The following is a 24,543-nucleotide window of genomic DNA, read 5'->3' as shown; positions in this document are numbered from 1 at the left end:
CCCTCCCCGGCCCGTGCCGGTGAATCAACTGCTCAGCGGACCTGGTCCACGTCGACGAGGTCGACGCGGATCCCCCGGCCGCCGATGGCGCCCACGACGGTACGCAGGGCACGTGCGGTGCGGCCGTTACGGCCGATCACCTTGCCGAGGTCATCGGGGTGAACCCGGACCTCGAGCACCTGCCCGCGGCGCAGGTTGCGCGAGGCGACCTGCACTTCGTCGGGGTTGTCCACAATGCCCTTCACGAGGTGCTCAAGAGCCTCCTCGAGCATGCTCAGGCCTCGGTCGACTCGGCGGTGGCCTCAGCCTCGTCCGCCTTCTTGTCGGCCTTCTTCGCCTTCTGCGTGATGGCCTCGCCCTTGCCCTCGCCGATGCCCTCGAGGGCCTTGGCGAACTCGTCGAAGGAGCGACGCTTGCTCTCCTTCGTGGCCGGCTGCAGGAGCGGCGCGGGGGCGGGGAGACCCTTGTGGGCCTGCCAGTCACCGGTCAGCTTCAGGATGGCGAGCACAGCCTCGGTGGGCTGGGCGCCGACGGACAGCCAGTACTGCGCACGCTCGGCGTTGACCTCGATGCGCGACGGGTTGTAGGTCGGGTGGTAGATACCGATCTCTTCGATCGCGCGACCGTCCCGGCGGGTGCGGGCGTCGGCGACGACGATGCGGTAGTGCGGCTGGCGAATCTTGCCGAGGCGCTTGAGCTTGATCTTGACTGCCACTGGAGTGGTGTCTCCTGAACTTGACGTGGTTGGGCACATGAGATGCCACGTGGGGTTGCGGTACTCGGGTGCCCGATGGACGCGTCAGCCGGAGGAGAGAGGGGTCCTATGCGACTGTCGAGTACAGCTAGCCATTGTGCCATACGCCTGCGGCGCGCTCAGCCGGGAGGGCAGGACCGGTGCCCGCCGGGGGTACGGCGGTAGGGGCCCGGAAGTGCGCCGCGGCGGCCGCCCCGGTGGGGGTGATGGCCCGGCGCCCGGTTCGCCGTGGGGCGGGTGGCCCCGGCGGCGACGGGGACGGCGGTCAGGAGGCCGCCGCGATGGCCACGTCGGGGATCCGGAAGGGCTTCATGCAGCCGCCGCACACGATCGGCGCCTGGGCCAGCACGGAGGGGACGACCCGTACGTTGCGCCCGCAGTCGCAGACCGCCTTGACGCGCACGCCGCCGCCGGAGGAGCCGTGCCGGGCGGCCGGGCCGCGGAAGCTGCGCTTGGTGTCGGCCGCGGTCGCGGCCGTGTGCGCCTTCAGCGCGCGCTGGAGCCGCTCGATGGTGGGCCGGTAGCGCCGCTTCGCCTCCGGGTTGAGCGTGACCAAGGAGAAGCCGCTGCTCGCGTGTGGCTCCTCGGAGTGGTCCAGCCCCATCTCCTCGGCGATCGCGAGGAATCTGCGGTTGTGGTAGCGGCCGGCGCGCGAGGTGTCACGGACACCGCGGGCGGCGGCGATGCCGTGGACTGCCTCGTGCAGCAGTCGCTCGAAGGAGAGTTCGGCGCCGCAGGCGGACGAGGACTCTCCGATCAGGGACTCGGGCGCGGCAAGGTCAGGCAGCTCGGGGTGGTACCGCTGAATATCGGCCCACGCCTGCGCCAGCTCTGCGGCGAGAACAGGTGGTGTCGTGCTCACGTCGTGACAACGAGCCGAGGTGCCCGGGTGTTCCGATTCCGGGCCATTCCAAATTTTTTGCACGTACCAGTCAGTTCACACTCATGCGTCCTGACGAGGACGGGTGCGCCGATCTCAGGAGGAGTCGGTACGTAACGTCGACCAAACCGTCCGGATGGCCCCGGTCGGCCGACATGAACCGACCCCGGCGCGCGGCACGAGCCGCACGCCGGGGCACACGAGCCGGTCGGCCCGATCAGTACGAACGCGCGACGATCGCGAGCGTACCGGGGGCGTCGTCCGCCTCCGGGACCGACCCGTCCTCGGCGATCAGGCAGCGCACGGAGACCGCCTGCTCGGCCAGCTTCGCCTCGCCCTCGGGGCCGAGGTCCGCCCACGGGATCCGCGCCCAGCCACCGGCGACGGCGGCCTCGGCGGCCTCCCCGATGGTCGCGACGTCGGAGGTACGGGCCAGCCGGCGCTCGCGGGACTCGCGCAGCAGCTGCGCCTGGTCCTCGTCCAGCACCTTGGGCAGCAGGTCGGCGAGGGCGTCGATCTGCACGGGGGTCTTGCCGCCCGGGATCCGGCGGGCCAGCATCGCGGTGCCGGCCTCCAGGTCGCGGGGGCCGATCTCGATGCGGACCGGTACGCCCTTGAGCTCCCAGTCCACGGCACGGCGACCGAAGGGGGTGTCGACGCGGTCGTCGACCTGCACCCGCAGGCCCGCGGCCTTCAGCTGGGCACCCAGCTCGCGGACCTTGGCCACGGCCTCGTCGCCCTTGATCGCCATGACGACGACCTGGACGTGTGCGAGACGCGGCGGGACCCGCAGGCCGTTGTCGTCGCCGTGGGACATGATCAGGCCGCCGACCATGCGGGTCGAGACGCCCCACGAGGTCTGCCAGACAAGCTCCTGCTTGCCTTCCTTCGACAGGTACTGGGTGTTGAAGGCCTTGGCGAAGTTGGTGCCGAGCTCGTGGCTCGTACCCAGCTGCAGGGCCTTGCCGTCGCCCATCATGCCCTCGAGGGTGAGGGTGTTGATGGCGCCGGCGAAGCGCTCCTTGGCGGTCTTGCGGCCGAGCACGACGTCGATGCCGAGCACGTTCGTCATGAAGTCGCCGTAGACGTCCGTGTGGATGCGGGCGGCGTAGTCGCGGGCGTCCTCGTAGGTGGCGTGGGCGGTGTGGCCCTCCTGCCAGAGGAACTCGCTCGTACGGAGGAACACGCGCGGGCGCATCTCCCAGCGGACCACGTTGGCCCACTGGTTGATGAGCAGGGGCAGGTCGCGGTAGCTCTGGACCCACTTGGAGAAGTAGTCGTTGATGATCGTCTCGGAGGTGGGCCGGACGACGACCGGCTCTTCCAGCTCCTTGCCGCCGCCGTGCGTGACGACCGCGAGCTCGGGGGCGAAGCCCTCGACGTGCTCGGCTTCCTTCGTCAGGTACGACTGCGGGATGAACAGCGGGAAGTACGCGTTCTGGGCGCCCGCGTCCTTGATGCGCGCGTCCATCTCCTGCTGCATCCGCTCCCACAGGCCGTAGCCGTACGGTCGGATGACCATGGTGCCTCGGACCGGACCGTTGTCGGCCAGCTCGGCCTTGTTGATCAGATCCTGGTACCAGCGGGGGAAATCCTCCGCCTGCGGGGTGAGAACGGGTGCCTTTGCCATGCCGCGAATCGTACGGCGCGCGGCACACGATGCGTGAATCGGGTGCCGCGCTCCTCTGGACGCGGGAGCGAATGGGGAGTTCTCTGGCAACGGGGGCAAGGGGGCGAGACGGAATCAGGAGCGCTCTTTCGATGACACCGACGCCGACGGCGACACTCGCCGCCCGGGACTGGGCGGAGATCCAGGAACGGATGCTCGTACCGCTGTACGAGGCGGTCTTCGACAGGCTGGAGGTCGGGCCGGGCGACCGCCTGCTCGGCCTGGACTGCGGGGCCGGCCTGCCCCTGCTGCTGGCGGCCGGGCGGGGAGCCGTGGCCACGGGCGTGGAGGCGGATCCGGCCCGGCGGGCCCTGGCCCGTGAACGGCTGCTGGAGGTCCTGGCGGCGCCACCGGAGCCGCCGCGTCCCTACGACGCCCTGCTCGCCTTCTCCCCGTCCCCCGCGGCGCTGGCGGCGGCCCTGCCCGCGGTCCGCCGCGGCGGGGCGGTGGTGCTGGCCGACTGGGGCCCCGCGGAGCGCTGCACGGTGCCCTCGGTCCTCGGCGGCGGACCCGCTCCGCAGGACCTGGACGCGCTGGTGGAGCGGGCGGGGCTTCGGCCGGACGGTTCGGGACGGGTGTTCTGCCCGTTCGGGTACGCGGATGTGGACAGCGCGGTACGCGGGCTGCTGTCGACCGGGCTCTACCCCGGTGCGGACACCGGCCCCACCGGAACGGACGGCCCCGCGTCCTTCGAGCCGGTCGATTCGGCGTCGGCGGAGAAGGAGCTGGCCGAGGCGCTTCACCCGTTCGAGCGACCGGACGGCGCCGTGTGGCTGCCGAACATCTTCCGGTACGTGATCGCCCGGGCGGCCTGACGGCCGCCGCCGGTCCTCAGTCGGTGCCGTGCCCCTTCGTCAGCCGCGCGATGCCGGCGGCGGCGTAGGCGGCCGGTTCGTCCAGGGTCTCCGCGGCGAGGAGCGCCTCCGCCAGGGCGTCCAGCTGCGGCCGGTGATCGCGCAGCAGACGGCACGCCTCCACGTAGCACTCGTCGACGATGCGCCGCATCTCGTGGTCGACCGCGTCGAGGGTGGCGGGGGCGGCGGAGAGTCCGTAGGGGCCCTGTCCGTCGGAGGGGATCGCGGTCAGGCGGCCGATCCGTTCGCTCATGCCCCAGCGGCCGACCATGCCGCGGACGATGTTGGTCACCTGCTCCAGGTCGTTCTCGGCGCCGGTGGTGATCACCTCGTAGACCACGTGCTCGGCCGCCATGCCGCCGAGCGCGCCGATGATGCGGCCGCGGAGGTACGGCTCGGTGTACGCGTACCGGTCCGCGTCCGGGGTCGAGAGGGTGACGCCCAGCGCGCGCCCGCGCGGCACGATCGTGATCTTGCGGACCGGGTCGGCGCCCGGCTGGAGCATGCCCAGCAGGGCGTGGCCGCTCTCGTGGTAGGCGGTACGACGGCGCTCCTCCTCCGGCATGACCAGGGGGCGCTCGGCGCCCAGTTGGACCTTCTCCAGGGCGTCGGACAGGTCCGCCCGGGTGACCTGCGTCTGTCGGCGTTTGACGGCCAGCAGCGCGGCCTCGTTCGCCAGGTTGGCCAGGTCGGCTCCGGTCATGCCGGGGGTGGTGCGGGCCACGTGTCCCAGGTCGACGCCCTCGGCGAGCGGGATGTCGCGGGTGTGGATGCGCAGGATGGCCTCGCGGCCGACCCGGTCGGGCGGGGAGACGACCACCATGCGGTCGAACCGGCCGGGGCGGGTGAGCGCCGGGTCCAGCACGTCCGCGCGGTTGGTGGCCGCGAGGACGATCACGCCCTCCGAGCCGGAGAAGCCGTCCATCTCGGTGAGGATCTGGTTGAGGGTCTGTTCGCGTTCGTCATGGCCGCCCATGGCGTTGCCGCCGCCGCGGGCCCGTCCGATGGTGTCGATCTCGTCGATGAAGATGATGGCGGGGGCCACCTTGCGCGCCTCGGTGAACAGTTCGCGCACCCGGGAGGCGCCGACCCCGACGATCATCTCGATGAACTCGGAGGCGGAGGCGGAGAAGAAGGGGACCCCGGCCTCGCCCGCGACCGCCCGCGCCAGCAGGGTCTTGCCGGTGCCGGGCGGGCCGGAGAGCAGGACTCCGCCGGGCATCCGGGCACCCATCCTCCGGTACTCCTGCGGGTTCTTGAGGAAGTCGACGACGTCGTTGAGCTCCCCCTCGACCTCGTCGATCCCGGCCACGTCCTCGAAGGTGGTGCGGCGGGCGCCCGTCTCCAGCTCCACCGGCCTGGGCGGGGCCTTGCGACCCAGCGCGCCCATGCCGCCCGCCCCGGATCCCATCCGGCGGGCGATGACCACCCACAGGAGGACCAGCAGCAGCATCGGGGCGAGGGAGAGGAGCAGGTTGGCGAGGAAGCTGCGCTGCACGACGACCGGGGAGGCGGTGACGGTGACGTTCTGCTTGGTGAGGTCGGCCCACAGCGCGTCGTCGGCGAAGGCCGGGCGCTGGGTGACGAATTGGGTGTAGTCGCCCTTGTCGCCGTCGGGCAGCGGTTGTTTCGTCTTGAGCTCGCCCTGGATGGCGTCGCCCTTGGAGTAGATCTTCGCGACGTTGCCGGCGGCGACCTGCTTGCTGAACTCGGTGTACGAGATCGTCGGCCCGTCCCCCTCGTTGAAGAAGGAGAGCACCAGGTTGGCCAGCAGGTAGACGATCAGCGCGGTGAGGATCAGCCCCCGCCAGCCGCCGGGCATCCGCCGCTTCGGCGGAGCGGCGGGCGGTGCGCCTTCCGAGCGCCACGGCGTGTCGGCCCTGTCGCGGGGAGGTACGGGGGTGGGGCTGGGCACGGGGCGCCTCCTTCTGCCATCCTCCCGGCCGACCATAAGGGATGAATCGGACGCTCGCCCCAGCGGGAAACAGCAGGGCCCCGACCGTGCGAACACGGCCGGGGCCCTCCTCACCCACCTGCGCGGGTGCTACTTCATGAACTTCTTGAACTCGTCCGGCAGATCGAAGTCCCCGCCGTTCTGGCCACCCGCCGGAAGGCCGAAGGGGTTGCCGCCGGCCGCGGGCTCGATCGCCTGCGGGCCCTGCTCACGGCGGGCCGCGGCCGCGGCCTCCTCTTCCTTGCGCTTCATCGGGTTGCCGCTCTTGCGCTTGCCCTTGGCCTGCTTGACCTGCTTCTTCTGCCGGCCGGGGCCGCCGCCCATCCCGGGGATTCCGGGCATGCCCGGCATGCCGCCGCCCTGGGCCATGCGGGACATCATCTTGCGGGCGTCGAAGAACCGCTCGACCAGCGACTTGACCGCGCTGACCTCGGCACCGGAGCCCTTGGCGATACGGGCCCGGCGCGAGCCGTTGATGATCGTCGGGTCCTGGCGCTCGCCCGGGGTCATCGACTTGATGATCGCGGCCATCCGGTCGACGTCACGCTCGTCGATGTTGTTGATCTGGTCCTTGATCTGCCCCATGCCGGGCAGCATGCCGAGCAGCTTGGAGATGGAGCCCATCTTGCGGACCTGCTCCATCTGGGCCAGGAAGTCGTCGAGCGTGAACTCCTTGGGGCCCTTGGCGAGCTTGGCCGCCATCTTCTCGGCCTCGGCCTGCGAGAAGGTCTTCTCGGCCTGCTCGATGAGGGTGAGCATGTCACCCATGTCGAGGATCCGGCCCGCCATGCGGTCGGGGTGGAACGCGTCGAACTCGTCGAGCTTCTCGCCGTTCGAGGCGAACATGATCTGCTTGCCGGTGACGTGCGCGATGGAGAGCGCGGCACCGCCTCGGGCGTCACCGTCGAGCTTGGAGAGCACGACGCCGTCGAAGCCGACGCCGTCGCGGAAGGCCTCCGCGGTGTTGACCGCGTCCTGGCCGATCATGGCGTCGACGACGAAGAGGATCTCGTCGGGGCTGACGGCGTCGCGGATGTCCGCGGCCTGCTGCATCAGCTCGGAGTCGATGCCGAGGCGGCCGGCGGTGTCGACGATGACGATGTCGAACTGCTTGGTCCGCGCGTACTCGACGGAGTCCTTCGCGACCTGGACCGGGTCGCCGACGCCGTTGCCGGGCTGGGGCGCGTACACGGCCACGCCGGCGCGCTCGGCGACGACGCTCAGCTGGTTGACGGCGTTGGGGCGCTGGAGGTCGCACGCGACCAACAGCGGGGCGTGGCCCTGCCCCTTCAGCCAGAGGCCGAGCTTTCCGGCGAGGGTGGTCTTACCGGCACCCTGGAGACCGGCCAGCATGATCACGGTGGGGGCGGTCTTGGCGAACCGCAGCCGCCGGGTCTCGCCGCCGAGGATCGTGACGAGCTCGTCGTTGACGATCTTCAGGACCTGCTGGCCCGGGTTCAGGGCCTTGCTGACCTCTTCACCGCGCGCGCGTTCCTTGACGTTCGCGATGAAGGAGCGGACGACCGGGAGGGCGACGTCGGCCTCGAGGAGCGCGATACGGATTTCCCGGGCCGCGGAGTCGATGTCAGCCTCGGACAGCCGGCCTTTGCCGCGCAGGCCCTTGAAGGTATTCGCCAAGCGGTCGGAGAGCGTATCGAACACGGTGGTCGCGATTCCTCGGGTCGGGGGCGTTGTGGTCGTCCCCCAGGGTATCCGCCCCTTCCCCCGTCCGGGGACCTGCCCGGCATCGGTGCTCCGGCCGCCGCCGGCGCGGCCCGCCGCCGGCCCGGTACGGGCCGGGCGGCGGGCCGGGCCCGTACCGGGCGCTCCCTACGACAGGGCGGCCGCCACCGCCGTGGCCAAGGCGGTCGCGTCGGCGGGGTCCAGGGGCTTGCCCTCGGGGGTGGTCACGTACAGCGTGTCCACCGCGTTCGCGCCCAGGGTGGAGACGTGCGCGCTACGGACCCGGACGCCCCGGGACTCCAGCGCCCGGCCGATCCGGTGCAGCAGGCCCACGGCGTCCGGCGCGCGCACCTCCAGGACCGTGGCCAGGGCGGAGACGTCCGGGACCACCGTGACCCGGGGCGGCGGCGGGACCACCCCGCGCCGGCGCGGGTAGGCCGCCTCGCGGTCGGCCAGCTTCGCCGGGACGTCCAGCGAGCCGTCCAGGGCGCGGACCAGGTCGGTACGGAGCCGGGCGGCCTGCGGCAGCGCGCCGTACTCCGCGGCCACCCGCCAGCTCAGTACCAGCACCTCGCCCAGCCGGTCCGGGAGCTCCGTCGAGCGCAGGTCGGCCGCCCGGACGGTGAGCCGGTGCAGGGCCAGCACGCCGGCCACCGCCGGCAGGACCCCCGGCTGGTCGGGGACGGCGACGACGAGGTCCACGCCGACCGCGTCCTCCTCCTGGCGGGCCTGGAGCGCCAGGACCGGTTCGCCGGTGCGCAGGGCCTCCACCGCCAGGCGTTCCTGTTCGGTGGTCGGGATCTCCGGTTCCCCGGCCGCCGGGGCCGTGCCGCGCAGTACGGCGGCGACCCGCGCGACGAGGTCCGCCACGAGCGATCCGCGCCAGGCGCTCCACGCGGCGGGCCCGGTGGCCAGGGCGTCCGCCTCGGTCAGGGCGTGGAGGATCTCCAGCGTGCCCACCGAGCCCACGGCCTCGGCGACCGCGCTCACCGTGGCCGGGTCGTCCAGGTCGCGCCGGGTGGCGGTGTCGATCAGCAGCAGGTGGTGCCGTACGAGCGCCCCGAGGACGGCGACGTCGTGCGGGTCGAAGCCGACGCGGGCGGCGACGTCGCGGGCGATGGTCTCCCCGGCCACCGAGTGGTCGCCCGGCCAGCCCTTGCCGATGTCGTGCAGGAGGGCGGCCATCAGCAGCAGGTCGGGGCGGCCGACCCGGCGGGTGAGGGCGGAGGCCCGTACCGCCGTCTCGATCAGGTGCCGGTCCACGGTCCAGGTGTGCACGGGGTTGCGCTGGGGGCGGCAGCGCACCCGCTCCCAGTCCGGGAGCAGCCGGGTGATCAGGCCCTCGGCCTCCAGGGCCTCCCACACGGCCACCGTCGGCTCCCCCGCCCCCAGCAGGGTGAGCAGCTGTTCGCGGGCCTCGGCCGGCCAGGGCACGGGGAGCGGTTTGCCCTGCGCCGCGAGCCTGCGTACGGCGTGCAGGGAGACGGGCAGACCCGCCTGCGCGGCGGCCGCGCCGAACCGCAGGGCGAGGACGGGATCGCGGTCGGGGCGTGCGGCCAGGGCCAGTACGGCCTCGCCGTCGGACTCGACCACGCCTTCGGCCAGGGGCGCCCGCGGGGGCACCCGGTCGCCGCGGCCGCCCAGCAGTCCGCGGAGCCGGGGCCGGGCGGAGCGGGCCCGCAGGACGCGGCCGACCTCCCGCCAGGTCACGTCGCCGGCGTACGCGACGACGCGCGCGGCCTCGTACACCTCGCGCAGCAGCGCGTCCGCGTCGAGCAGCCCGAGCCGCGCCGCGACCTGGTCCTGTTCCTGGAGCGAGAGCCGGTCGGTGGCCCGGCCGGTGACCAGGTGCAGGGCGTCCCGGGTGTCGAGGAGCCGCCGCCGGGCCTCGGCGAGGCCCTCGCGCGGTGCGTCGGCCAGCCAGGACGCGGCGACCGCTCGCAGCGCGGTGGCGTCGCGCAGGCCCCCGCGGGCCTCCTTGAGGTCGGGTTCGAGCAGGAAGCGCAGTTCCCCGGCCCGCTCGGCCCGCTCACGGCACAGGGCGTGCAGTTCCGGAAGCCGTCCGGCCGCCTGGTTGCGCCAGTCGGCCAGTACGGAGGTGCGCAGGCCGGCGAGGAGTCCGGCGTCACCGGCGACGGTGCGGGCGTCCAGCAGGCCGAGGTGCACCTTGAGGTCCTCGGCGGCGGTGCGGCGGGCCTCGGCGGGGGTCCGGACCGAGTGGTCCAGGGCGAGGCCGAGGTCCCATACGGGGTACCAGAGGCGGTCGGCGAGCGCGCTCAGCGCGCGCGGCTCGGCCTTGCCGTCGTGCAGCAGCACCAGGTCGAGGTCGCTGCGTGGGGAGAGTTCGGCGCGCCCGTACCCGCCGACGGCCACCAGCGTGGCACCGCGGACGCCCGTCTCCCGTACGGCGGTCGTGAACAGGGTGTTCAGCCATTGGTCGGTCAGCCCGGCCAGGGCGGAACGGCGCGAAGGCCCGGACCGCGACTCCTCCTGGAGGAGTCGCAGCCGGGCCGCGGCGTATCCGCTGGGTCCCGAGTCGGCCGTGTGGTCCGTGTTCTCTTCGACGCTCGTCACCCAGGGGCTCCTGTCAGCTAGAGCGCGTCAGCGCCGCGCTCGCCGGTGCGGACCCGTACGACCGAGTCCACGGGGACGCTCCACACCTTGCCGTCACCGATCTTGCCGGTGGCCGCCGCGCTGACGATCACCCGGATCAGTTCCTCGGCGTCGGAGTCGTCGACCAGTACCTCGATGCGGATCTTGGGGACGAGGTCGACCTGGTACTCGGCACCGCGGTAGACCTCGGTGTGGCCGCGCTGGCGGCCGTAGCCGCTGGCCTCGGTGACCGTGAGTCCCTGCACTCCGAAGGCCTGGAGGGCTTCCTTGATCTCGTCCAGCTTGTGCGGCTTGACGATCGCGGTGATCAGCTTCATGCGTCAACCTTCTTGCTCGCGGCGGAGGGGGCGGGGGCAGCGGTGCTCCGCGAGGCGGCTCCGCCGCCGGCTCCGCTGAAGTCGTAGGCCGTCTCGGCGTGCTCGACCTGGTCGATGCCGGCGACCTCGTCGTCCTCGGACACCCGCATCCCGATCGTCTTGTCGAGGAGGAAGGCGAGCAGCGCCGATGCCACCAGAGAGTAGGCGAGGACGGCGAAGACGCCGATGGCCTGCTTGCCGAGCTGTTCCAGACCGCCGCCGTAGAAGAGGCCTGCCACGTCGGACTGGACCCCGCCGGTGGCGAAGAGGCCGACGAGCAGGGAGCCGACGACGCCTCCGACGAGGTGGACGCCGATCACGTCGAGGGAGTCGTCGTAGCCGAACTTGTACTTCAGGCCGACGGCCATGGCGCAGAGCAGACCGGCGATGGCGCCGACGGCGATCGCGCCGAGCGGGCTGACCGCACCGCCCGCGGGGGTGATGGCGACCAGGCCGGCGACCGCGCCGGAGGCGGCGCCCAGCGTGGTGAAGGAGCCGTGGCGCAGCTTCTCGTAACCGAGCCAGGCGAGCATGGCGGCGGCGGTGGCGACCTGGGTGTTGACGAACATGACCGCGCCGACGCCGTCGTCGTTGCCGAGCCAGGAGCCCGCGTTGAAGCCGAACCAGCCGAACCACAGGAGACCGGCGCCGAGCATCACGAGCGGGAGGCTGTGCGGGCGCATCGGGTCCTTCTTGAAGCCGACGCGCTTGCCGATGACGAGGATCACGCCGAGGGCGGCGGCGCCGGCGTTGATGTGGACGGCGGTACCGCCCGCGAAGTCGATGACGCCGAGCTCGAAGAGCCAGCCGCCGGCGCCCCAGACCCAGTGGGCGACGGGGAAGTAGACGACGGTGACCCACAGGGCGGTGAACAGGATCCAGGCGCCGAACTTCACGCGGTCGGCCAGCGCACCGCTGATCAGGGCCGGGGTGATCACGGCGAACATGAGCTGGAAGACGGCGAAGACGTAGACCGGGATGGTGTAGCCGTCCCACAGCTCGGTGATCCCGATGCCGCTGAGGCCGACGTAGTCGGAGTTCCAGCCGATGAGGGAGCCGGAGTCGGTGCCGAAGGCGAGGCTGAAGCCGTAGAGGACCCACAGGATCGTGACGATCCCGAGGCTGATGAAGCTCATCATCAGCATGTTGAGGCTGCTCTTGACGCGGACCATGCCCCCGTAGAAGAAGGCGAGTCCCGGGGTCATCAGCATGACCAGGGCGGAGCAGATGAGCATGAACCCGGTGTTCGCGGCAGACAGCGTCGGGGCGTCTGCCGCGAGGGTCGTGATGGCTGATGCCATCGGCGTCTCCTCGTCGTCGGTACGTTCGCGTGCGGGCGATCGTGAAAACCTGAGCGGCGTAAAAGGGGTCCGGCCTGGTCGGGGAGGCCGGCCGGTTAATGACCCTGAGATTCGCGCAGGCCGGTTTCCGGCGGCGCCGCTCGGTGTTTCGCGCCCGTGACGAAGAGGGCGGGCGTGTTACGCGTCAATGAACAGGTGGATCACGAGAGCCGGCCGCGGCAGTGACCCGGATGTCCTGGCTGGGGGAGCCTGATCGGGCTTCACGGGGTGACTGCCGCGGCCGGGGCCTTGGGGGCGGCCGCGTGGGCCGTCAGACGGCCTCCGCGGCTTCGGGGAGCCGGGAGGCGAGGTGGTCGGTGAGTCGGACCACCTCGGCGACGTCGCCGTACGCACGGGCGGCGGTGTCCACGGTCTTGCGCAGGCGGGTGTTCACCCGTTCGGACCGCACCTTTCCCGCCACGTCGAGGGCCCGGTCCACGAGGGCCGCGGCCTGCTCGGGCTCGCGCTGGAGCAGGTGGACGGTGGCCATGCCGATGAGGTTGAGGGCGTAGGAACGCTGGTGCTCCTCGTCCTTCTCGAAGAGCTCGACGGCCCGCTCCATGACGGGCTCGGCGAGGGAGGCGTACATGGGGCTGCGGCCGGCCACGTAGGCCAGGTCCCGGTACGAGTGGGAGTTCTCGCCGTTCAGCTCGGCCTCGGAGAAGAAGCGGATCCAGTCCGGTTCGGGCTCGCCCGCGAAACCGACGTCGGAGAAGGTGTCCTCGGCCATCCGCACGGCCCGCTTGCAGCGGCTGGGCTGGCCCATGTTGGCGTAGGCGCGGGCCTCCATCGCATACAGCATGGCCTGGGTGCGCGGGCCGGCGCAGTCGCGGCTGCCGTACTGCGCGAGGTGGACCAGTTCCAGCGCGTCCTCGGGACGCCCCAGGTGGATCATCTGGCGGCTCATGCCGGAGAGGATGTACGAGCCGAGGGGCTTGTCGCCGGCCTCCTTGGCGGCGTGCAGCGCGAGCACGAAGTACTTCTGCGCGGTGGGGTGCAGACCGATGTCGTAGCTCATCCAGCCGGCCAGTTCGGCCAGTTCGGCGGCGACCTTGAAGAGCCGCTTCATGACCGGGGCCGGGTGGTTCTCCTGGAGCAGGTCGGTGACCTCGTGGAGCTGGCCCACGACGGCCTTGCGGCGCAGTCCGCCGCCGCACTGGGCGTCCCACTGGCGGAACATGACGGTGGTGGCGTCGAGGAGGTCGAGCTCCGGTTCGGAGAGCCGGGGCGGGCGGTGGCCGCCGAGGGCCCCCGTCGGCCCCGCCCCGCGCGGTCCCGGGTCGGCGGCCGGGGCCGGGACGAGCCAGCGCTGCATGGGCTCGATGAGGGCGGGGCCGGCGGAGAGGGCGAGCGAGGGCCCGAGGAAGCCGCGGCGCGCCAGCATCAGGTCGCTGCGGGAGAACTCGCCGAGGAGTTCGACGGTCTGCGGGCCCGCCCAGGGCAGGTCGACCCCGGAGACGGACGGGGTCTGGTGGGCGGTGCGCAGGCCGAGCTGCTCGATGGCGACGACGGAGCCGAAGCGCTCGGAGAACAGTTCGGACAGGATGCGCGGGACGGGCTCGCGGGGCTGTTCACCGTCGAGCCAGCGGCGCACCCGGGAGGTGTCCGTGCTGATGTGGTGGGCACCCATCTGGCGCGCCCGGCGGTTGACCTGCCGGGCGAGTTCACCTTTCGACCAGCCGCTGCGGACGAACCACGAGGTCAGCTGGTCGTTGCGCGCAGCAGCATCCTCGATCGTTCCGCTTGCGCCGTTGCCGCTCACTGGAACGCCCCCATCCGCTCAGCATCTTCCACACGAAACCTTGGCCGGGACGCCGTGCGCCGCCAGGGACCTTCACAGGTCCTTCACATATTGCCTCCGGCATACCCACGGATGGGTCACCTTCGGTTTCGTGTACCGAAAGTAATCCTACGATCACCCCTGCGGCGAGGCCGTTTCCAGAAACGCCACCATTCGCCACCCCTTCGAATGAACTAGCCAACGGCCAGGCGCGATTCACTTGACACGAGGTGAAAACGGATCGGTTGGACTGGAGTGCGTTCGGGGCGCGCGCGGCGAGGAGTGCGCCGGGCGGCGTCGGAGGACACCCCGCGGCGGGGCTGCCGGCAGAGGTCCCGCCGAGCTCGTCGCACCGGCTTCGTAACCACCGGCACGTCCGACCCGTTGGAGGGGGCATGGGCATGGGCTTCACGATCGGCGGCAGCCGCAGCACCAAGGAGTTCCGCTCCGTCACCCGGCGCCGCGGCCGGACCTCGGAGTGCACGGCGGTGGCGGAGTGCACCGGACTGTGGGGCTGGGACGTGGTCCCCGGCGCCCGCGCCGCGGCACCCGCCCGTGACTGCTCCTGCGGGGACACCTCGTGCCCCGAACCCGGGGCGCATCCGCTGGCGTTCGCCCCGACGGTCCCGGCCGGAGCCACCCTGGACGAGGTCACCGCGGCCTGGAGCGAGTACCCGGGCGCCGCCGTGCTGCTGCCCGTGGGCCGCTTCTTCGACGTCATCGAGGTCTCCGAGGAGGCAGGGCGGCGCGCGCTGGTGCGGCTGGAGCGGATGGGCCTGCCGCTCGGCCCGGTCATCGTCACGGCCGACGGCCGGGCGCAGTTCTTCGTGGCCCCGGGGGCGGCGGCCGAACTGCCGCAGCTGCTGTACCGGATGGGCTGGGACGACGCCGATCTCGACCTGCGCGCCCTGGGCCACGGCGCCTTCGTGACCGCCCCGCCCTCCGACCGCGCCGGCTTCGGCCAGGTCGGCTGGCTACGGCCGCCCGCGCTCGACTCCGCCGGCGGGCCGCCGCAGGCCAGGCTGCTGCTGGGGACCCTCGCCTACATCTGCCACCGCCTGCGCCGGTAGCCGCGTACCGGAGGCGCACACGACGATGCCCCCGCGTTCCGGCCGGAACGCGGGGGCACGGGTGTCCGTGAGGGCCGTTCTCAGTCGCCGATCAGGGCGTCCACGAACGCCTCCGGCACGAAGGGCGCCAGGTCGTCCGGACCCTCACCGAGGCCGATGAGCTTGACCGGGACGCCCAGTTCGCGCTGGACGGCGACGACGATGCCGCCCTTGGCGGTGCCGTCGAGCTTGGTCAGCACGATGCCGGTGATGTCCACGACCTCGGCGAAGACGCGGGCCTGGGTCAGGCCGTTCTGCCCGGTGGTGGCGTCCAGGACCAGCAGGATCTCGTCCAGCGGGCCGTGCTTCTCCACGACCCGCTTGACCTTGCCGAGCTCGTCCATCAGGCCGGTCTTGGTGTGCAGGCGCCCGGCGGTGTCGATGAGCACCACGTCGGCACCCTCGACGATGCCCTCCTTGACCGCGTCGTAGGCGATCGAGGCCGGGTCGCCGCCCTCGGGGCCGCGTACGGTACGGGCGCCGACGCGTTCGCCCCAGGTCTGGAGCTGGTCGGCGGCGGCGGCACGGAAGGTGTCGGCCGCACCGAGCACCACGCTGCGGCCGTCGGCGACGAGCACCCGGGCCAGCTTGCCGGTGGTGGTGGTCTTACCGGTGCCGTTGACACCGACGACCATGATCACGCCGGGGGTGTCCTCGCCGCTCTCCGTCTTCACGACGCGGTCGAGGTCGGTGCCGACGAGCGTCAGCAGCTCCTCCTTGAGCAGGGCGCGCAGGTCCGCCGGGGTCCGGGTGCCGAGCACCTTGACCCGCTCGCGGAGCCGGTCGACGAGCTCCTGGGTCGGCACGACACCGACGTCGGCGACGAGGAGGGTCTCCTCGATCTCCTCCCAGGTGTCCTCGTCGAGGTGCTCCCGGGAGAGCAGCGTGAGCAGCCCCTTGCCGAGGGAGTTCTGCGACCGGGCGAGACGGGCACGCAGCCGGACCAGGCGCCCGGCGGTGGGCTCGGGCACCTCGATCTCGGGCGCGGCCGGGGCCTCCGGCTCGATCACCGGCGCCGGGGCGGGGGCCTCGGCCTCCGGGAGCCCGACCTCCTCGATCGTGCGGCGCGGCTCTTCCGCCGTCTCTACGGCGTCCTCCCCCACCTGCGGCTCGGCAGGCGGGGCAGTGATGGTCGGCGTGCTCGGCGGTGCCGGCGGCGGCAGCTGCTTCTTCTTGCGGCTGCTGACCACGAGCCCGCTGATCACACCGACCGCGACCAGGGCGATGACTACAGCAAGGATGAGGATGTCCATAACCCCCCCAGTATCGGCCACGGCCACGCCGGAGCCGGGAACCCGGGCGTACGGCCAGGACGTAAGCCTCCGTTTGTGCTTTTAGCGGGACATCCAGGATGATGAACGACTTCCCCTCATAACCTCCCGACGGAGCACCCGCATGCCTGCCGACACCGCCGACGGCGCAGCCGACACCGCGATCGAGACCCGCGGCCTGGAACCCGTCCCGGACGGTGAGCGCACCGGCCGGGTCCGCGAGCTCGTCCCCACCTGGGTCGCCGCCAACATCAGCGTGCTGTTGCTGACCATGGGTGCGGGGCTGGTGATCTTCAACAAGCTCAACATCTGGCAGGTGCTCGTCGTCGCGGTCGCCGCGCCGGTCGTCTCGTACGGGCTCGTCGGCCTGATATCCATCGCGGGCAAGCGGGGCGGCGCCCCCGGCATGGCCCTCTCGCGGGCGGTGTTCGGGCAGCGCGGCAACCTCTTCCCGGGCGCCCTGATCTGGGTGGCCCGTTGGGGCTGGGAGACCATCAACGCGGTCAGCGGCGCCTACGCCGTGCTGACCGTGCTCGACCTGTTGTTCGGGGTCCGCAGCAGCACCCCGCTCGTCGTCGTCACCCTGCTGTTCTTCGTGGGCTGCACCTTCGTGGTCTCCGGTCTGGGCATCAACGCGCTGCGCGCCTGCTCCACCTGGTCCACGTACCTCTTCGGCGCCTTCAGCCTGCTCGTCCTCGGGTACCTGCTCTTCACCACCGACTGGTCCGCCGTGTTCGGCAAGCCGGCCGGCTCCAGCGCGATGATGATCGCGGGCATCGGCACGATCGCGGCCGGCGGGATCAGCTGGGTGCCCTCGGGCCCCGACTTCACCCGCTACCTGCCGCGCACCGCCTCCTCGAAGGGCATGGTCGGCGCGACGATCGGCGGCGCCGGCGTGGTCGTGCTCCCGATGGTGTTGATGGGTGCGGTCATGGCCGTCGGCACCCCGGACCTGGCCTCGGCCCAGGACCCGGTGTCCTTCATCGGTGAGCTGCTCCCGACCTGGATCGCGGTCCCGTACCTGCTCATCGCGGTCGTCGGCATGCTGCTGATCAACTCGATGTCGATGTACTCGGCCGGCTTCACCGCGCAGACGCTGGGAATCAAGGTCCCGCGCGCCGCCGCGGTGAGCGTCAACGCGGTCATCAGCCTGGTCTTCGGCTTCCTGCTGATGGTGGTCGCGACCAGCTTCTTCGGCTCGTTCATCTCCTTCCTGACCCTGCTCGCCGTGGCCTTCTCCGCCTGGATCGGCGTCTTCGGCGTGGACATGCTGCGCCGACCGACCTACGACGGCCCCGCGCTGCTCGACACCACGCGGACCAGCGCCTACTGGTACAAGGGCGGCTTCGCCTGGCAGGCGATGACCGCGTGGGTCCTCGCCCTCGTGGTGGGCCTGCTGTTCACCGAGGTCGACTGGTTCGCCGGACCGCTCTCCGCCAGCTGGATCGGGGAGAACGGTCTGGGCTGGGTGGCGGGCATCCTCACCTCGGCGGCGCTGTACGCCGTCCTGCCGCGCACGGCGCCGGTGGAGCCGGTCGCGGCCGGGGAGCGCGAGCCCGCCCGATCCCTGTCCAACTGACGCCTGGTCAGCTAACGTCCCCCTTCGCCCGCCCACCCACATCCGGCGAAGGGGGACTTCTCCATGCCCATCACCGTGGCCCGGTTCAATCTCGTCGACCCCGACGGCACCCCCCAGTCCCTCTCCGCCCGCTACAGGGCCGCGCTGGAGATGGCCCGGTACGCGGACGACCGCGGGATCGACACCGTCCAGACCGAGGAGCACCACGGCACCGCCAACAACTGGCTGCCCTCCCCCTTCGCCTTCGCGGGCGCGGTCTTCGGCGCGACCCGCCGGATCGCCGTCACCGTCTCGGCGATCATCGGCCCGCTGTACGACCCGCTGAAGGTCGCCGAGGACATCGCCGTCCTCGACCTGCTGAGCGGTGGCCGGCTGGTGACGGTCGCGGGCATCGGCTACCGGCCCGAGGAGTACGAGCAGCACGGCGTGGAGTGGGGTCGGCGCGGCCGGCTCCAGGACGAGCTGCTGGAGACGCTGCTGAAGGCGTGGACCGGTGAGCCGTTCGAGTTCCGCGGCCGCACGGTACGGGTCACCCCGACACCGTTCACCCGGCCGCACCCGCTGCTGCTGGTCGGCGGCAGCTCCGAGGCGGCGGCCCGCCGCGCCGCCCGCCTGGGGCTCCCCTTCTTCCCCAGCGCGCACCTGCCGGAACTGGAGGCGTACTACACCGCGCGGCTGGCGGAGTACGGCACGGAGGGCTTCTGCATGATGCCGGCGGCCGAGACCCCGCTCCTGCACATCGCGGAGGACCCGGACCGGGTCTGGGCCGAGTACGGCGAGCACTTCCTGCACGAGGCGGGCATGTACGCGTCCTGGCAGTCCAAGGACATCCGCAGCGCCGTACGGTCGGCCGCGCGCTCGGTGACGGAGCTGCGCGCGGAGGGGGTGTACCGGATCCTCACCCCGGACGAGGCGGTCGCGTACGGCCGGGCCGCGGGCGAGGCGGGGAACCTGGTCCTGCACCCGCTGTGCGGGGGGATGCCGTTGGACGAGGGCTGGCGCAGCCTGCACCTGCTGTGCGAACAGGTACTGCCCCGGCTCAAGGACTGAGCCGGGGCAGTATCGAGGAGAAGGGGCGTTGGCGGGGGTGGTTACCCCATCTCCTCCAGCGCCTTGCCCTTGGTCTCCGGCACCCATTTGAGGATGAAGGGGATCGAGAGCAGGGCGAAGAACGTGTAGATCATGTAGGCGCCCGAGAGGTTCCAGTCGGACAGCGACGGGAACGTGACGGTGATGACCCAGTTGGCGATCCACTGGGCCGAGGCGGCCACACCGAGGGCGGCGGCGCGGATGCGACCGGGGAACATCTCGCCCAGCAGCACCCAGACCACCACGCCCCAGGAGAGGGCGAAGAAGAGGACGAAGAGGTTGGCCGCGACCAGGGCGGTGATGCCCTGGGCGTGCGGCAGCGAGATGTCGTCGCCGGTTCCGGTCTTGTACGAGAACGCCCAGGCCGCCGTGCCGAGCGACAGCGCCATGCCCACGGAGCCGATGAGGGCGAGCGGCTTGCGGCCGAGCCGGTCCACGAAGATCATCGCGATGACCGTACCGATGATGTTCACGACCGAGGTCTCGAAGGAGTACAGGAACGAGGAGCTCGCGTCGATGCCGACCGACTGCCACAGCGAGGAGCTGTAGTAGAAGATCACGTTGATGCCGACCAGCTGCTGGAAGACCGAGAGGCCGATGCCGATCCAGACGATGGGCAGGAAGCCGAAGCGGCCGCCGAGCAGGTCCTTGAAGGTGGACTTCACCTCGGAGCGCATCGAGTGGTCGATCTCGCGGATGCGGGCGTCGGCGTCGATGCCGGAGCCCTCGACCTCGCGCAGGACCTCCTTGGCCTTCTCCGTGCGGCCGACCGAGACGAGGAAGCGCGGGGACTCCGGGATGACGAAGGACAGCAGGCCGTAGAGCACGGCCGGGACGACCATCACGCCGAGCATCCACTGCCAGGCTTCGAGCCCGCCGATCTCACCGCGCTGGTCGCCATCGGCGAGGTTGAGGATGCCCCAGTTGACCAGCTGCGACACGGCGATGCCGATGACGATGGCCGCCTGCTGGAAGGAGGCCAGCCGGCCGCGGTAGGCGGGCGGCGAGACCTCGGCGATGTAGGCGGGGCCGATGACGGAGGCCATGCCGATGCCGAAGCCTCCGATGACGCGCCACATGGCGAGGTCCCAGAGGGCGAACGGCAGGGCCGAACCGATGGCGCTCGCGGTGAACAGGATCGAGGCGATCTGCATGCAGCGGATTCGGCCGATCCGGTCGGCGAGGCGGCCCGCGGTGGCGGCGCCGATGGCGCAGCCGATCAGCGCCGCGGCGATCACCTGGGCGAGCGCCGCCGAGCCGACGTCGAAGCGGTCGCGGATGGCCTCCACCGCGCCGTTGATGACGGAGCTGTCGTAGCCGAAGAGGAAACCGCCCATGGCAGCGGCCGCGGTGATGAAGATGACGTGGCCGAGGTGGTCGGGCTGAGCCGGGTTTCCACCGCCTGACGCGGGTGCGTTCGCTGTGCTGGTCAAGGTGCGCTCCTGGGCCCGGCGGCGACGGCGGGCTGTGTGGGGGATTCGTCGTTGCGCGTGTTCCTCTAGTGGCGCACAGCAAACTGCGCACCACCACCTGAACGTCCACACGCCAGAGCAGAGCCTATGACTTCACTTTCTGAAGTCAAGACCCGATGAGTGACCGGTCCTCCCCGCCACTGTTGGCACATTGTCTTCAATACATGAACAGCTCGACCTAGCGGAGGCGTTGGCTGATCACCTTGGAGACCCCGTCGCCCTGCATCGAGACGCCGTAGAGCGCGTCCGCGACCTCCATCGTCCGCTTCTGGTGCGTGATGACGATCAGCTGCGAGCTCTCCTGGAGCTCCTCCATGATCCGGATCAGCCGCTGCAGATTGGTGTCGTCGAGCGCCGCCTCGACCTCGTCCATCACGTAGAAGGGGCTGGGGCGCGCCTTGAAGATGGACACCAGCATCGCCACGGCGGTCAGCGAGCGCTCGCCGCCCGACAGCAGCGACAGCCGCTTGACCTTCTTGCCCGGCGGACGGGCCTCCACATCGATGCCGGTCGTCAGCATGTTGTCGGGGTCGGTGAGGATCAGCCGGCCCTCGCCGCCGGGGAACAGGCGCGAGAACACGCCCTCGAACTCCCGGGCCGTGTCCCGGTAGGCCTCGGTGAAGACCTGCTCGACGCGCTGGTCGACCTCTTTCACGACGTGAAGGAGATCGGCCCTCGTCTTACGGAGATCCTCCAACTGCTCGCTCAGGAACTGGTGGCGCTCCTCCAGCGCGGCGAACTCCTCCAGAGCGAGCGGGTTGACCTTGCCGAGCTGCTGGTAGGCGCGCTCGGCCACCTTGAGCCGCTTCTCCTGTTGGGCCCGGACGAAGGGACCGGGCCGGTTGCGCGGGTCCTGCGGGTCCTCCGGCAGCACCTCGCCGTCGGCGGGCGGGGACGGGGGTACCGGCTGGTCAGGGCCGTACTCGGCGACCAGCCCGGCGGCCTCCATGCCGAACTCCTCCAGCGAGCGGGCCTCCAGGGCCTCGATGCGCAGCCGCTGCTCGGCGCCGAGCACCTCGCCGCGGTGGACGGAGTCGGTGAGCTTGTCCAGCTCCCCCTTCAGTTCCCGGCCGCGGTTGCGCGCCTCGGCGAAGTCCCGCTCGCGCAGGCCCTTCGCCCGTTCGGCCGCCACCCGCTCCTCGTCGGCCCGGCCGAGCGACACCTCCACGTGCGCGAGGAGCTGCCGGGCGCCGTCGGCCACCGCCCGGGCCACCTCCGCCTCATGGCGCAGCCGCGCCCGGCGCCGCTCGGCGCGGGCCCGCGCCTCGCGTTCCGCACGGGCCCCGCGGTCCAGCGAGTCCGCCCGTCCGGCCAGCCCCTTGACCCGCTCCTCCAGGGTCCTCAGCTGCAGCCGGGCCTCCATCTCGGTCTGCCGGGCGTTGGCGCCGTCGGCCGCGAGCCGATCCCGCCGGGAGCCGTCCGGCTCCTCGTCCATCGGCATCTCCTCGGCGGTCGCGAGCCGCTCCGCGCACTCCTCCACCTCGGCCAGCGCCTGCTCCAGGGCGTCCTGGGCCCTGGCCGCGGCGGCGGCGCTGCGTTCGGCCTCGCCTTCGGCGCCCTTCGCCTGCCCGCCGAGCCGCCCGAGTTGCTGGGCGACCCCGGCCCGGGCCTGCTCGGCTGCGCGCCGCCGCTCGGCGAGCTCCTCGACCAGGGCGGCCGCGTCCTGCCGGTGGTTCTGCGCGGCCGTCCGGGCCTCGGCGAGTTCCGCGCACCGCACGCCCAGCCGGTCGAGCTCGGCCGCGGCCTCGTCGACGGCGGCCTGCACCTCGATCAGGCTGGGCGCCCCGGCGGAACCGCCGTGCGCGAGGTGCGCCCCGAGCACATCTCCTTCGAGGGTCACGGCCACCGCGTCGGGCCGCTCCGCGACCAGCGCCTCGGCCGCGTCCAGGGTCGCGACCACGACGTGGTCCCGCAGCACCCATGCCACGGCCCGCCGCACCTCCGCGTCCCCGCCGACGAGTCCGGCGACCGGCACGGGCGCACCCGTGGGTCCGCCGTCCACGGCCGGCTCCAGGCCCGGGGCCGGGCTCGGCACGGAGGTACCCACGCTCGCCGCCGCCGGCTGCGGGGCGGGCGCAGGAAGATCTCCGTCCCGGGAGGGGGCCGGGTGGGGGAACGCACCGCCGGGGTCCGCTCCCCCGGTGACCGTTCCCCCGGCGACCGTTTGCGCGGCGCGCGTTCGCCCGGAGTCCGTTCCTTGTGCCCCGTCCGCCGGTCCGGCCGAGGCCTGGCCCGGGAAGGTCGGCGCCGCCGGGGCGATCAGCAGGGTGGCGCGGCCCGCGTCCGCCTCGCGCAGGTGGCGGATCGCGTCGGCCGCCGCCCCGGGAGAGGCCACCGCCAGGGCGTCCGCGGCCGAGCCCAGTGCGGCGGCCACGGCCACCTCGTACCCGGGGGTCACCGACAGCCGCTGCGCCGCCGGTCCCAGCAGCCCGGCCAGCCGCTCCCCCGCTTCGAGCAGTGCGCCCGTACCGTCCTTGCGGCGCAGCCCCAGCGCCAGCGCGTCGCGCCGCGCGGAGACCGCCGCCCGGGAGCGCTCCGCCTCGGACAGGTCCTCACGGGCGGCGGACAGTTCCGCCTCCGCCCGCGCCAGCCCGTCCCGCGCACTCTCGTGGTCCGTGTCGGCCGACGGGTCGTCGAGGCCGCCGACCTCCTCCGCCAAGGCCTCGTACTCCTGCTGCGCGGCGGCCGCCCGGGACCGGGCCGCGTCCCGCGCCGCGACGAGCCGGTCGATCTCGGCCTGCGCCGCCCCCGCGCGGGAGCGGGCCGCGCCGAGCCGTCCGGTCAGCCGTGCCAGCCCCTCGCGCCGGTCGGCGATGGCCCGCGCGGCGTCCCGCAGCCGACGTTCCTCCTCGGCCAGCTCCTGCTCCAGCTCAGCCCGGTGCTCGGCGGTGTCCTCCAGCGCCCGCGAGGCCGCCTCCAGAGCCGCCGTCAGTTCCGCCTCCTGCTCGCGGATCCGGGTGGCCTCCCGCTCCATCTCCTCGGGATCACGGCCGCGCCGCTCCTCCTCGGGCGGAGCCGAAGCGCTCTTGACCCGCGCGTCGGCCAAGGAGGCGGTCCCCCGGACGCGTTCGGCGAGCTGCGACAGCTCGTACCAGGTCTGCTGCGCCCGTTGCAGCCGCGGGGCGAGTTCCCGTACCGCCTCCTCCAGCTCCGCCTCGCGCCGCACGGCGCCCGCGAGCTGGGCCTCGGCGGCCTCCTTGCGCTCCTTGAGCGCCGCCTCGTCCGCGATCTCCGCGTCGAGGGCGCGCCGCAGCACGACCAGGTCGTCGGCGAGCAGTCGCAGCCGCGCGTCGCGCAGGTCCGCCTGGATGACGGCCGCCCGCCGGGCGACGGCCGCCTGCCGTCCCAGGGGCTTGAGCTGGCGCCGTAGCTCGTCGCCCAGGTCCTGCACGCGCGCGAGATTGGCCTGCATCGCGTCCAGCTTCCGCAGCGCCTTCTCCTTGCGCTTGCGGTGCTTGAGTACGCCGGCCGCCTCCTCGATGAAGGCGCGGCGGCCCATGGGATCGGCGTGCAGTACGGAGTCCAGCCGGCCCTGTCCGACGATGACGTGCATCTCGCGGCCGATGCCCGAGTCGGAGAGCAGCTCCTGGATGTCGAGCAGGCGGCAGGTGTCCCCGTTGATCTGGTACTCGCTGCTGCCGCCGCGGAACATGATCCGGGTGATGGTGACTTCGGCGTAATCGATGGGCAGCGCGCCGTCGGAGTTGTCGATCGTCAGGGACACCTCGGCGCGCCCGAGCGGCGGACGCCCCGTGGTCCCGGCGAAGATGACGTCTTCCATCTTCCCGCCGCGCAGGGACTTGGCCCCCTGTTCACCCATGACCCAGGACAGCGCGTCCACCACATTGGACTTGCCGGATCCGTTAGGGCCCACCACACAGGTGATGCCGGGCTCGAAGCGCAGGGTGGTGGCGGACGCGAAGGATTTGAAGCCACGCAGGGTCAGGGACTTGAGGTGCACGCCGCCGGACTCTACCTTTCGCGTTCGGTTTCACCCATGAAGGTGCTGGGCACAACTGACGCCAATGGGATCAGGCCCCCCACCTGGCCCTGTGGCCCCCGGCGCGGCCGTCGGGGGCGGGGACGGTGGGAGGGCGCGGAGGAGCGGCGGAGGACGAGGAAAGAAAGAAGGGACGCCGA

Annotated in this window: 17 protein-coding genes; 4 read left to right on the top strand and 13 right to left on the bottom strand. The window is 72.1% G+C overall.

The features are described from left to right. Positions 1-32: 32 nt before the first annotated feature. The 4 genes from ACGFYY_RS27080 to proS form a co-directional block, all read right to left on the bottom strand. Entirely contained in the window at positions 33-272 is a 240-nt protein-coding gene (locus ACGFYY_RS27080; RefSeq protein ID WP_030011889.1) for an RNA-binding protein, read from the bottom strand. 2 nt (positions 273-274) lie between these two features. Beyond that, the gene (rpsP, locus tag ACGFYY_RS27075; RefSeq protein ID WP_030718491.1) at positions 275-715 is read right to left on the bottom strand and encodes a 30S ribosomal protein S16; all 441 of its coding nucleotides are present in this window, start codon (positions 713-715) and stop codon (positions 275-277) included. A 304-nt stretch (positions 716-1,019) separates the two neighbouring features. Beyond that, positions 1,020-1,616 carry a hypothetical protein gene (locus tag ACGFYY_RS27070; RefSeq protein WP_030012572.1) on the bottom strand — a complete coding sequence of 199 codons (597 nt, stop codon included), beginning with the start codon at positions 1,614-1,616 and terminating at the stop codon, positions 1,020-1,022. Between the two features lie 235 nt (positions 1,617-1,851). Further along, positions 1,852-3,264: a proline--tRNA ligase gene (proS, locus tag ACGFYY_RS27065; RefSeq protein WP_030718486.1), complete on the bottom strand. Its 1,413-nt coding sequence runs from the start codon at positions 3,262-3,264 to the stop codon at positions 1,852-1,854. 131 nt (positions 3,265-3,395) lie between these two features. Between proS and ACGFYY_RS27060 the strand changes: the two genes are divergently transcribed. After that, positions 3,396-4,118: an SAM-dependent methyltransferase gene (locus tag ACGFYY_RS27060; RefSeq protein WP_393713195.1), complete on the top strand. Its 723-nt coding sequence runs from the start codon at positions 3,396-3,398 to the stop codon at positions 4,116-4,118. A 16-nt stretch (positions 4,119-4,134) separates the two neighbouring features. On the opposite strand, the gene ftsH is transcribed toward ACGFYY_RS27060, so the two are convergent. From ftsH to ACGFYY_RS27030, 6 genes are all read right to left on the bottom strand, one after another. Further along, positions 4,135-6,072 carry an ATP-dependent zinc metalloprotease FtsH gene (ftsH, locus tag ACGFYY_RS27055; protein ID WP_393713193.1) on the bottom strand — a complete coding sequence of 646 codons (1,938 nt, stop codon included), beginning with the start codon at positions 6,070-6,072 and terminating at the stop codon, positions 4,135-4,137. A 129-nt stretch (positions 6,073-6,201) separates the two neighbouring features. Next, on the bottom strand, positions 6,202-7,773 hold the full coding sequence (ffh, locus tag ACGFYY_RS27050) for a signal recognition particle protein (RefSeq protein WP_033222910.1): 1,572 nt from the start codon (positions 7,771-7,773) through the stop codon (positions 6,202-6,204). Between the two features lie 168 nt (positions 7,774-7,941). After that, positions 7,942-10,368: a [protein-PII] uridylyltransferase gene (locus tag ACGFYY_RS27045; RefSeq protein ID WP_393713190.1), complete on the bottom strand. Its 2,427-nt coding sequence runs from the start codon at positions 10,366-10,368 to the stop codon at positions 7,942-7,944. 17 nt (positions 10,369-10,385) lie between these two features. Beyond that, on the bottom strand, positions 10,386-10,724 hold the full coding sequence (locus tag ACGFYY_RS27040; RefSeq protein ID WP_030009357.1) for a P-II family nitrogen regulator: 339 nt from the start codon (positions 10,722-10,724) through the stop codon (positions 10,386-10,388). Further along, positions 10,721-12,064: an ammonium transporter gene (locus ACGFYY_RS27035; protein ID WP_393713187.1), complete on the bottom strand. Its 1,344-nt coding sequence runs from the start codon at positions 12,062-12,064 to the stop codon at positions 10,721-10,723. Before ACGFYY_RS27035 ends, ACGFYY_RS27040 begins: the two co-directional genes overlap by 4 nt. A 310-nt stretch (positions 12,065-12,374) precedes the next feature. Beyond that, a complete protein-coding gene (locus ACGFYY_RS27030) occupies positions 12,375-13,865 on the bottom strand; it encodes a hypothetical protein (protein WP_393713185.1) in 1,491 nt (496 codons plus the stop codon). Between the two features lie 419 nt (positions 13,866-14,284). On the opposite strand from ACGFYY_RS27030, the gene ACGFYY_RS27025 reads away from it, so the two are divergent. Continuing rightward, positions 14,285-14,953, top strand: coding sequence for a bifunctional DNA primase/polymerase (locus tag ACGFYY_RS27025; protein WP_365264621.1), 669 nt, complete (start codon positions 14,285-14,287; stop codon positions 14,951-14,953). 80 nt (positions 14,954-15,033) lie between these two features. On the opposite strand, the gene ftsY is transcribed toward ACGFYY_RS27025, so the two are convergent. Continuing rightward, positions 15,034-16,245, bottom strand: a complete 1,212-nt coding sequence (ftsY, locus tag ACGFYY_RS27020; RefSeq protein ID WP_365264619.1) for a signal recognition particle-docking protein FtsY — start codon at positions 16,243-16,245, stop codon at positions 15,034-15,036. A gap of 142 nt (positions 16,246-16,387) precedes the next feature. Between ftsY and ACGFYY_RS27015 the strand changes: the two genes are divergently transcribed. Continuing rightward, entirely contained in the window at positions 16,388-17,842 is a 1,455-nt protein-coding gene (locus ACGFYY_RS27015; RefSeq protein WP_393713182.1) for a purine-cytosine permease family protein, read from the top strand. 63 nt (positions 17,843-17,905) lie between these two features. Beyond that, positions 17,906-18,892: an LLM class flavin-dependent oxidoreductase gene (locus ACGFYY_RS27010; protein ID WP_393713180.1), complete on the top strand. Its 987-nt coding sequence runs from the start codon at positions 17,906-17,908 to the stop codon at positions 18,890-18,892. Between the two features lie 41 nt (positions 18,893-18,933). Here ACGFYY_RS27010 and ACGFYY_RS27005 read toward each other — a convergent pair whose 3' ends face one another. After that, positions 18,934-20,364, bottom strand: a complete 1,431-nt coding sequence (locus tag ACGFYY_RS27005) for a sugar porter family MFS transporter (protein ID WP_393713178.1) — start codon at positions 20,362-20,364, stop codon at positions 18,934-18,936. Between the two features lie 217 nt (positions 20,365-20,581). Continuing rightward, the gene (locus ACGFYY_RS27000) at positions 20,582-24,364 is read right to left on the bottom strand and encodes an AAA family ATPase (protein WP_393713176.1); all 3,783 of its coding nucleotides are present in this window, start codon (positions 24,362-24,364) and stop codon (positions 20,582-20,584) included. Positions 24,365-24,543 lie beyond the last annotated feature (179 nt).

It is taken from the genome of Streptomyces sp. NPDC048331, from assembly GCF_043201215.1.
Classification (GTDB): Bacteria; Actinomycetota; Actinomycetes; order Streptomycetales; family Streptomycetaceae; genus Streptomyces.
The sequence above is the reverse complement of the archived record's forward strand: the minus strand, read 5'-3'. Positions and strand labels throughout refer to the sequence as shown.

Bases quoted from the DNA above. Each gene is read 5' to 3' on its own strand.
- ACGFYY_RS27080 (WP_030011889.1), bottom strand. From the start codon at position 272: ATGCTCGAGGAGGCTCTTGAGCACCTCGTGAAGGGCATTGTGGACAAC.
- proS (WP_030718486.1), bottom strand. From the start codon at position 3,264: ATGGCAAAGGCACCCGTTCTCACCCCGCAGGCGGAGGATTTCCCCCGC.
- ACGFYY_RS27060 (WP_393713195.1), top strand. From the start codon at position 3,396: ATGACACCGACGCCGACGGCGACACTCGCCGCCCGGGACTGGGCGGAG.
- ACGFYY_RS27040 (WP_030009357.1), bottom strand. From the start codon at position 10,724: ATGAAGCTGATCACCGCGATCGTCAAGCCGCACAAGCTGGACGAGATC.
- ACGFYY_RS27035 (WP_393713187.1), bottom strand. From the start codon at position 12,064: ATGGCATCAGCCATCACGACCCTCGCGGCAGACGCCCCGACGCTGTCT.
- ACGFYY_RS27025 (WP_365264621.1), top strand. From the start codon at position 14,285: ATGGGCTTCACGATCGGCGGCAGCCGCAGCACCAAGGAGTTCCGCTCC.
- ftsY (WP_365264619.1), bottom strand. From the start codon at position 16,245: ATGGACATCCTCATCCTTGCTGTAGTCATCGCCCTGGTCGCGGTCGGT.
- ACGFYY_RS27015 (WP_393713182.1), top strand. From the start codon at position 16,388: ATGCCTGCCGACACCGCCGACGGCGCAGCCGACACCGCGATCGAGACC.
- ACGFYY_RS27010 (WP_393713180.1), top strand. From the start codon at position 17,906: ATGCCCATCACCGTGGCCCGGTTCAATCTCGTCGACCCCGACGGCACC.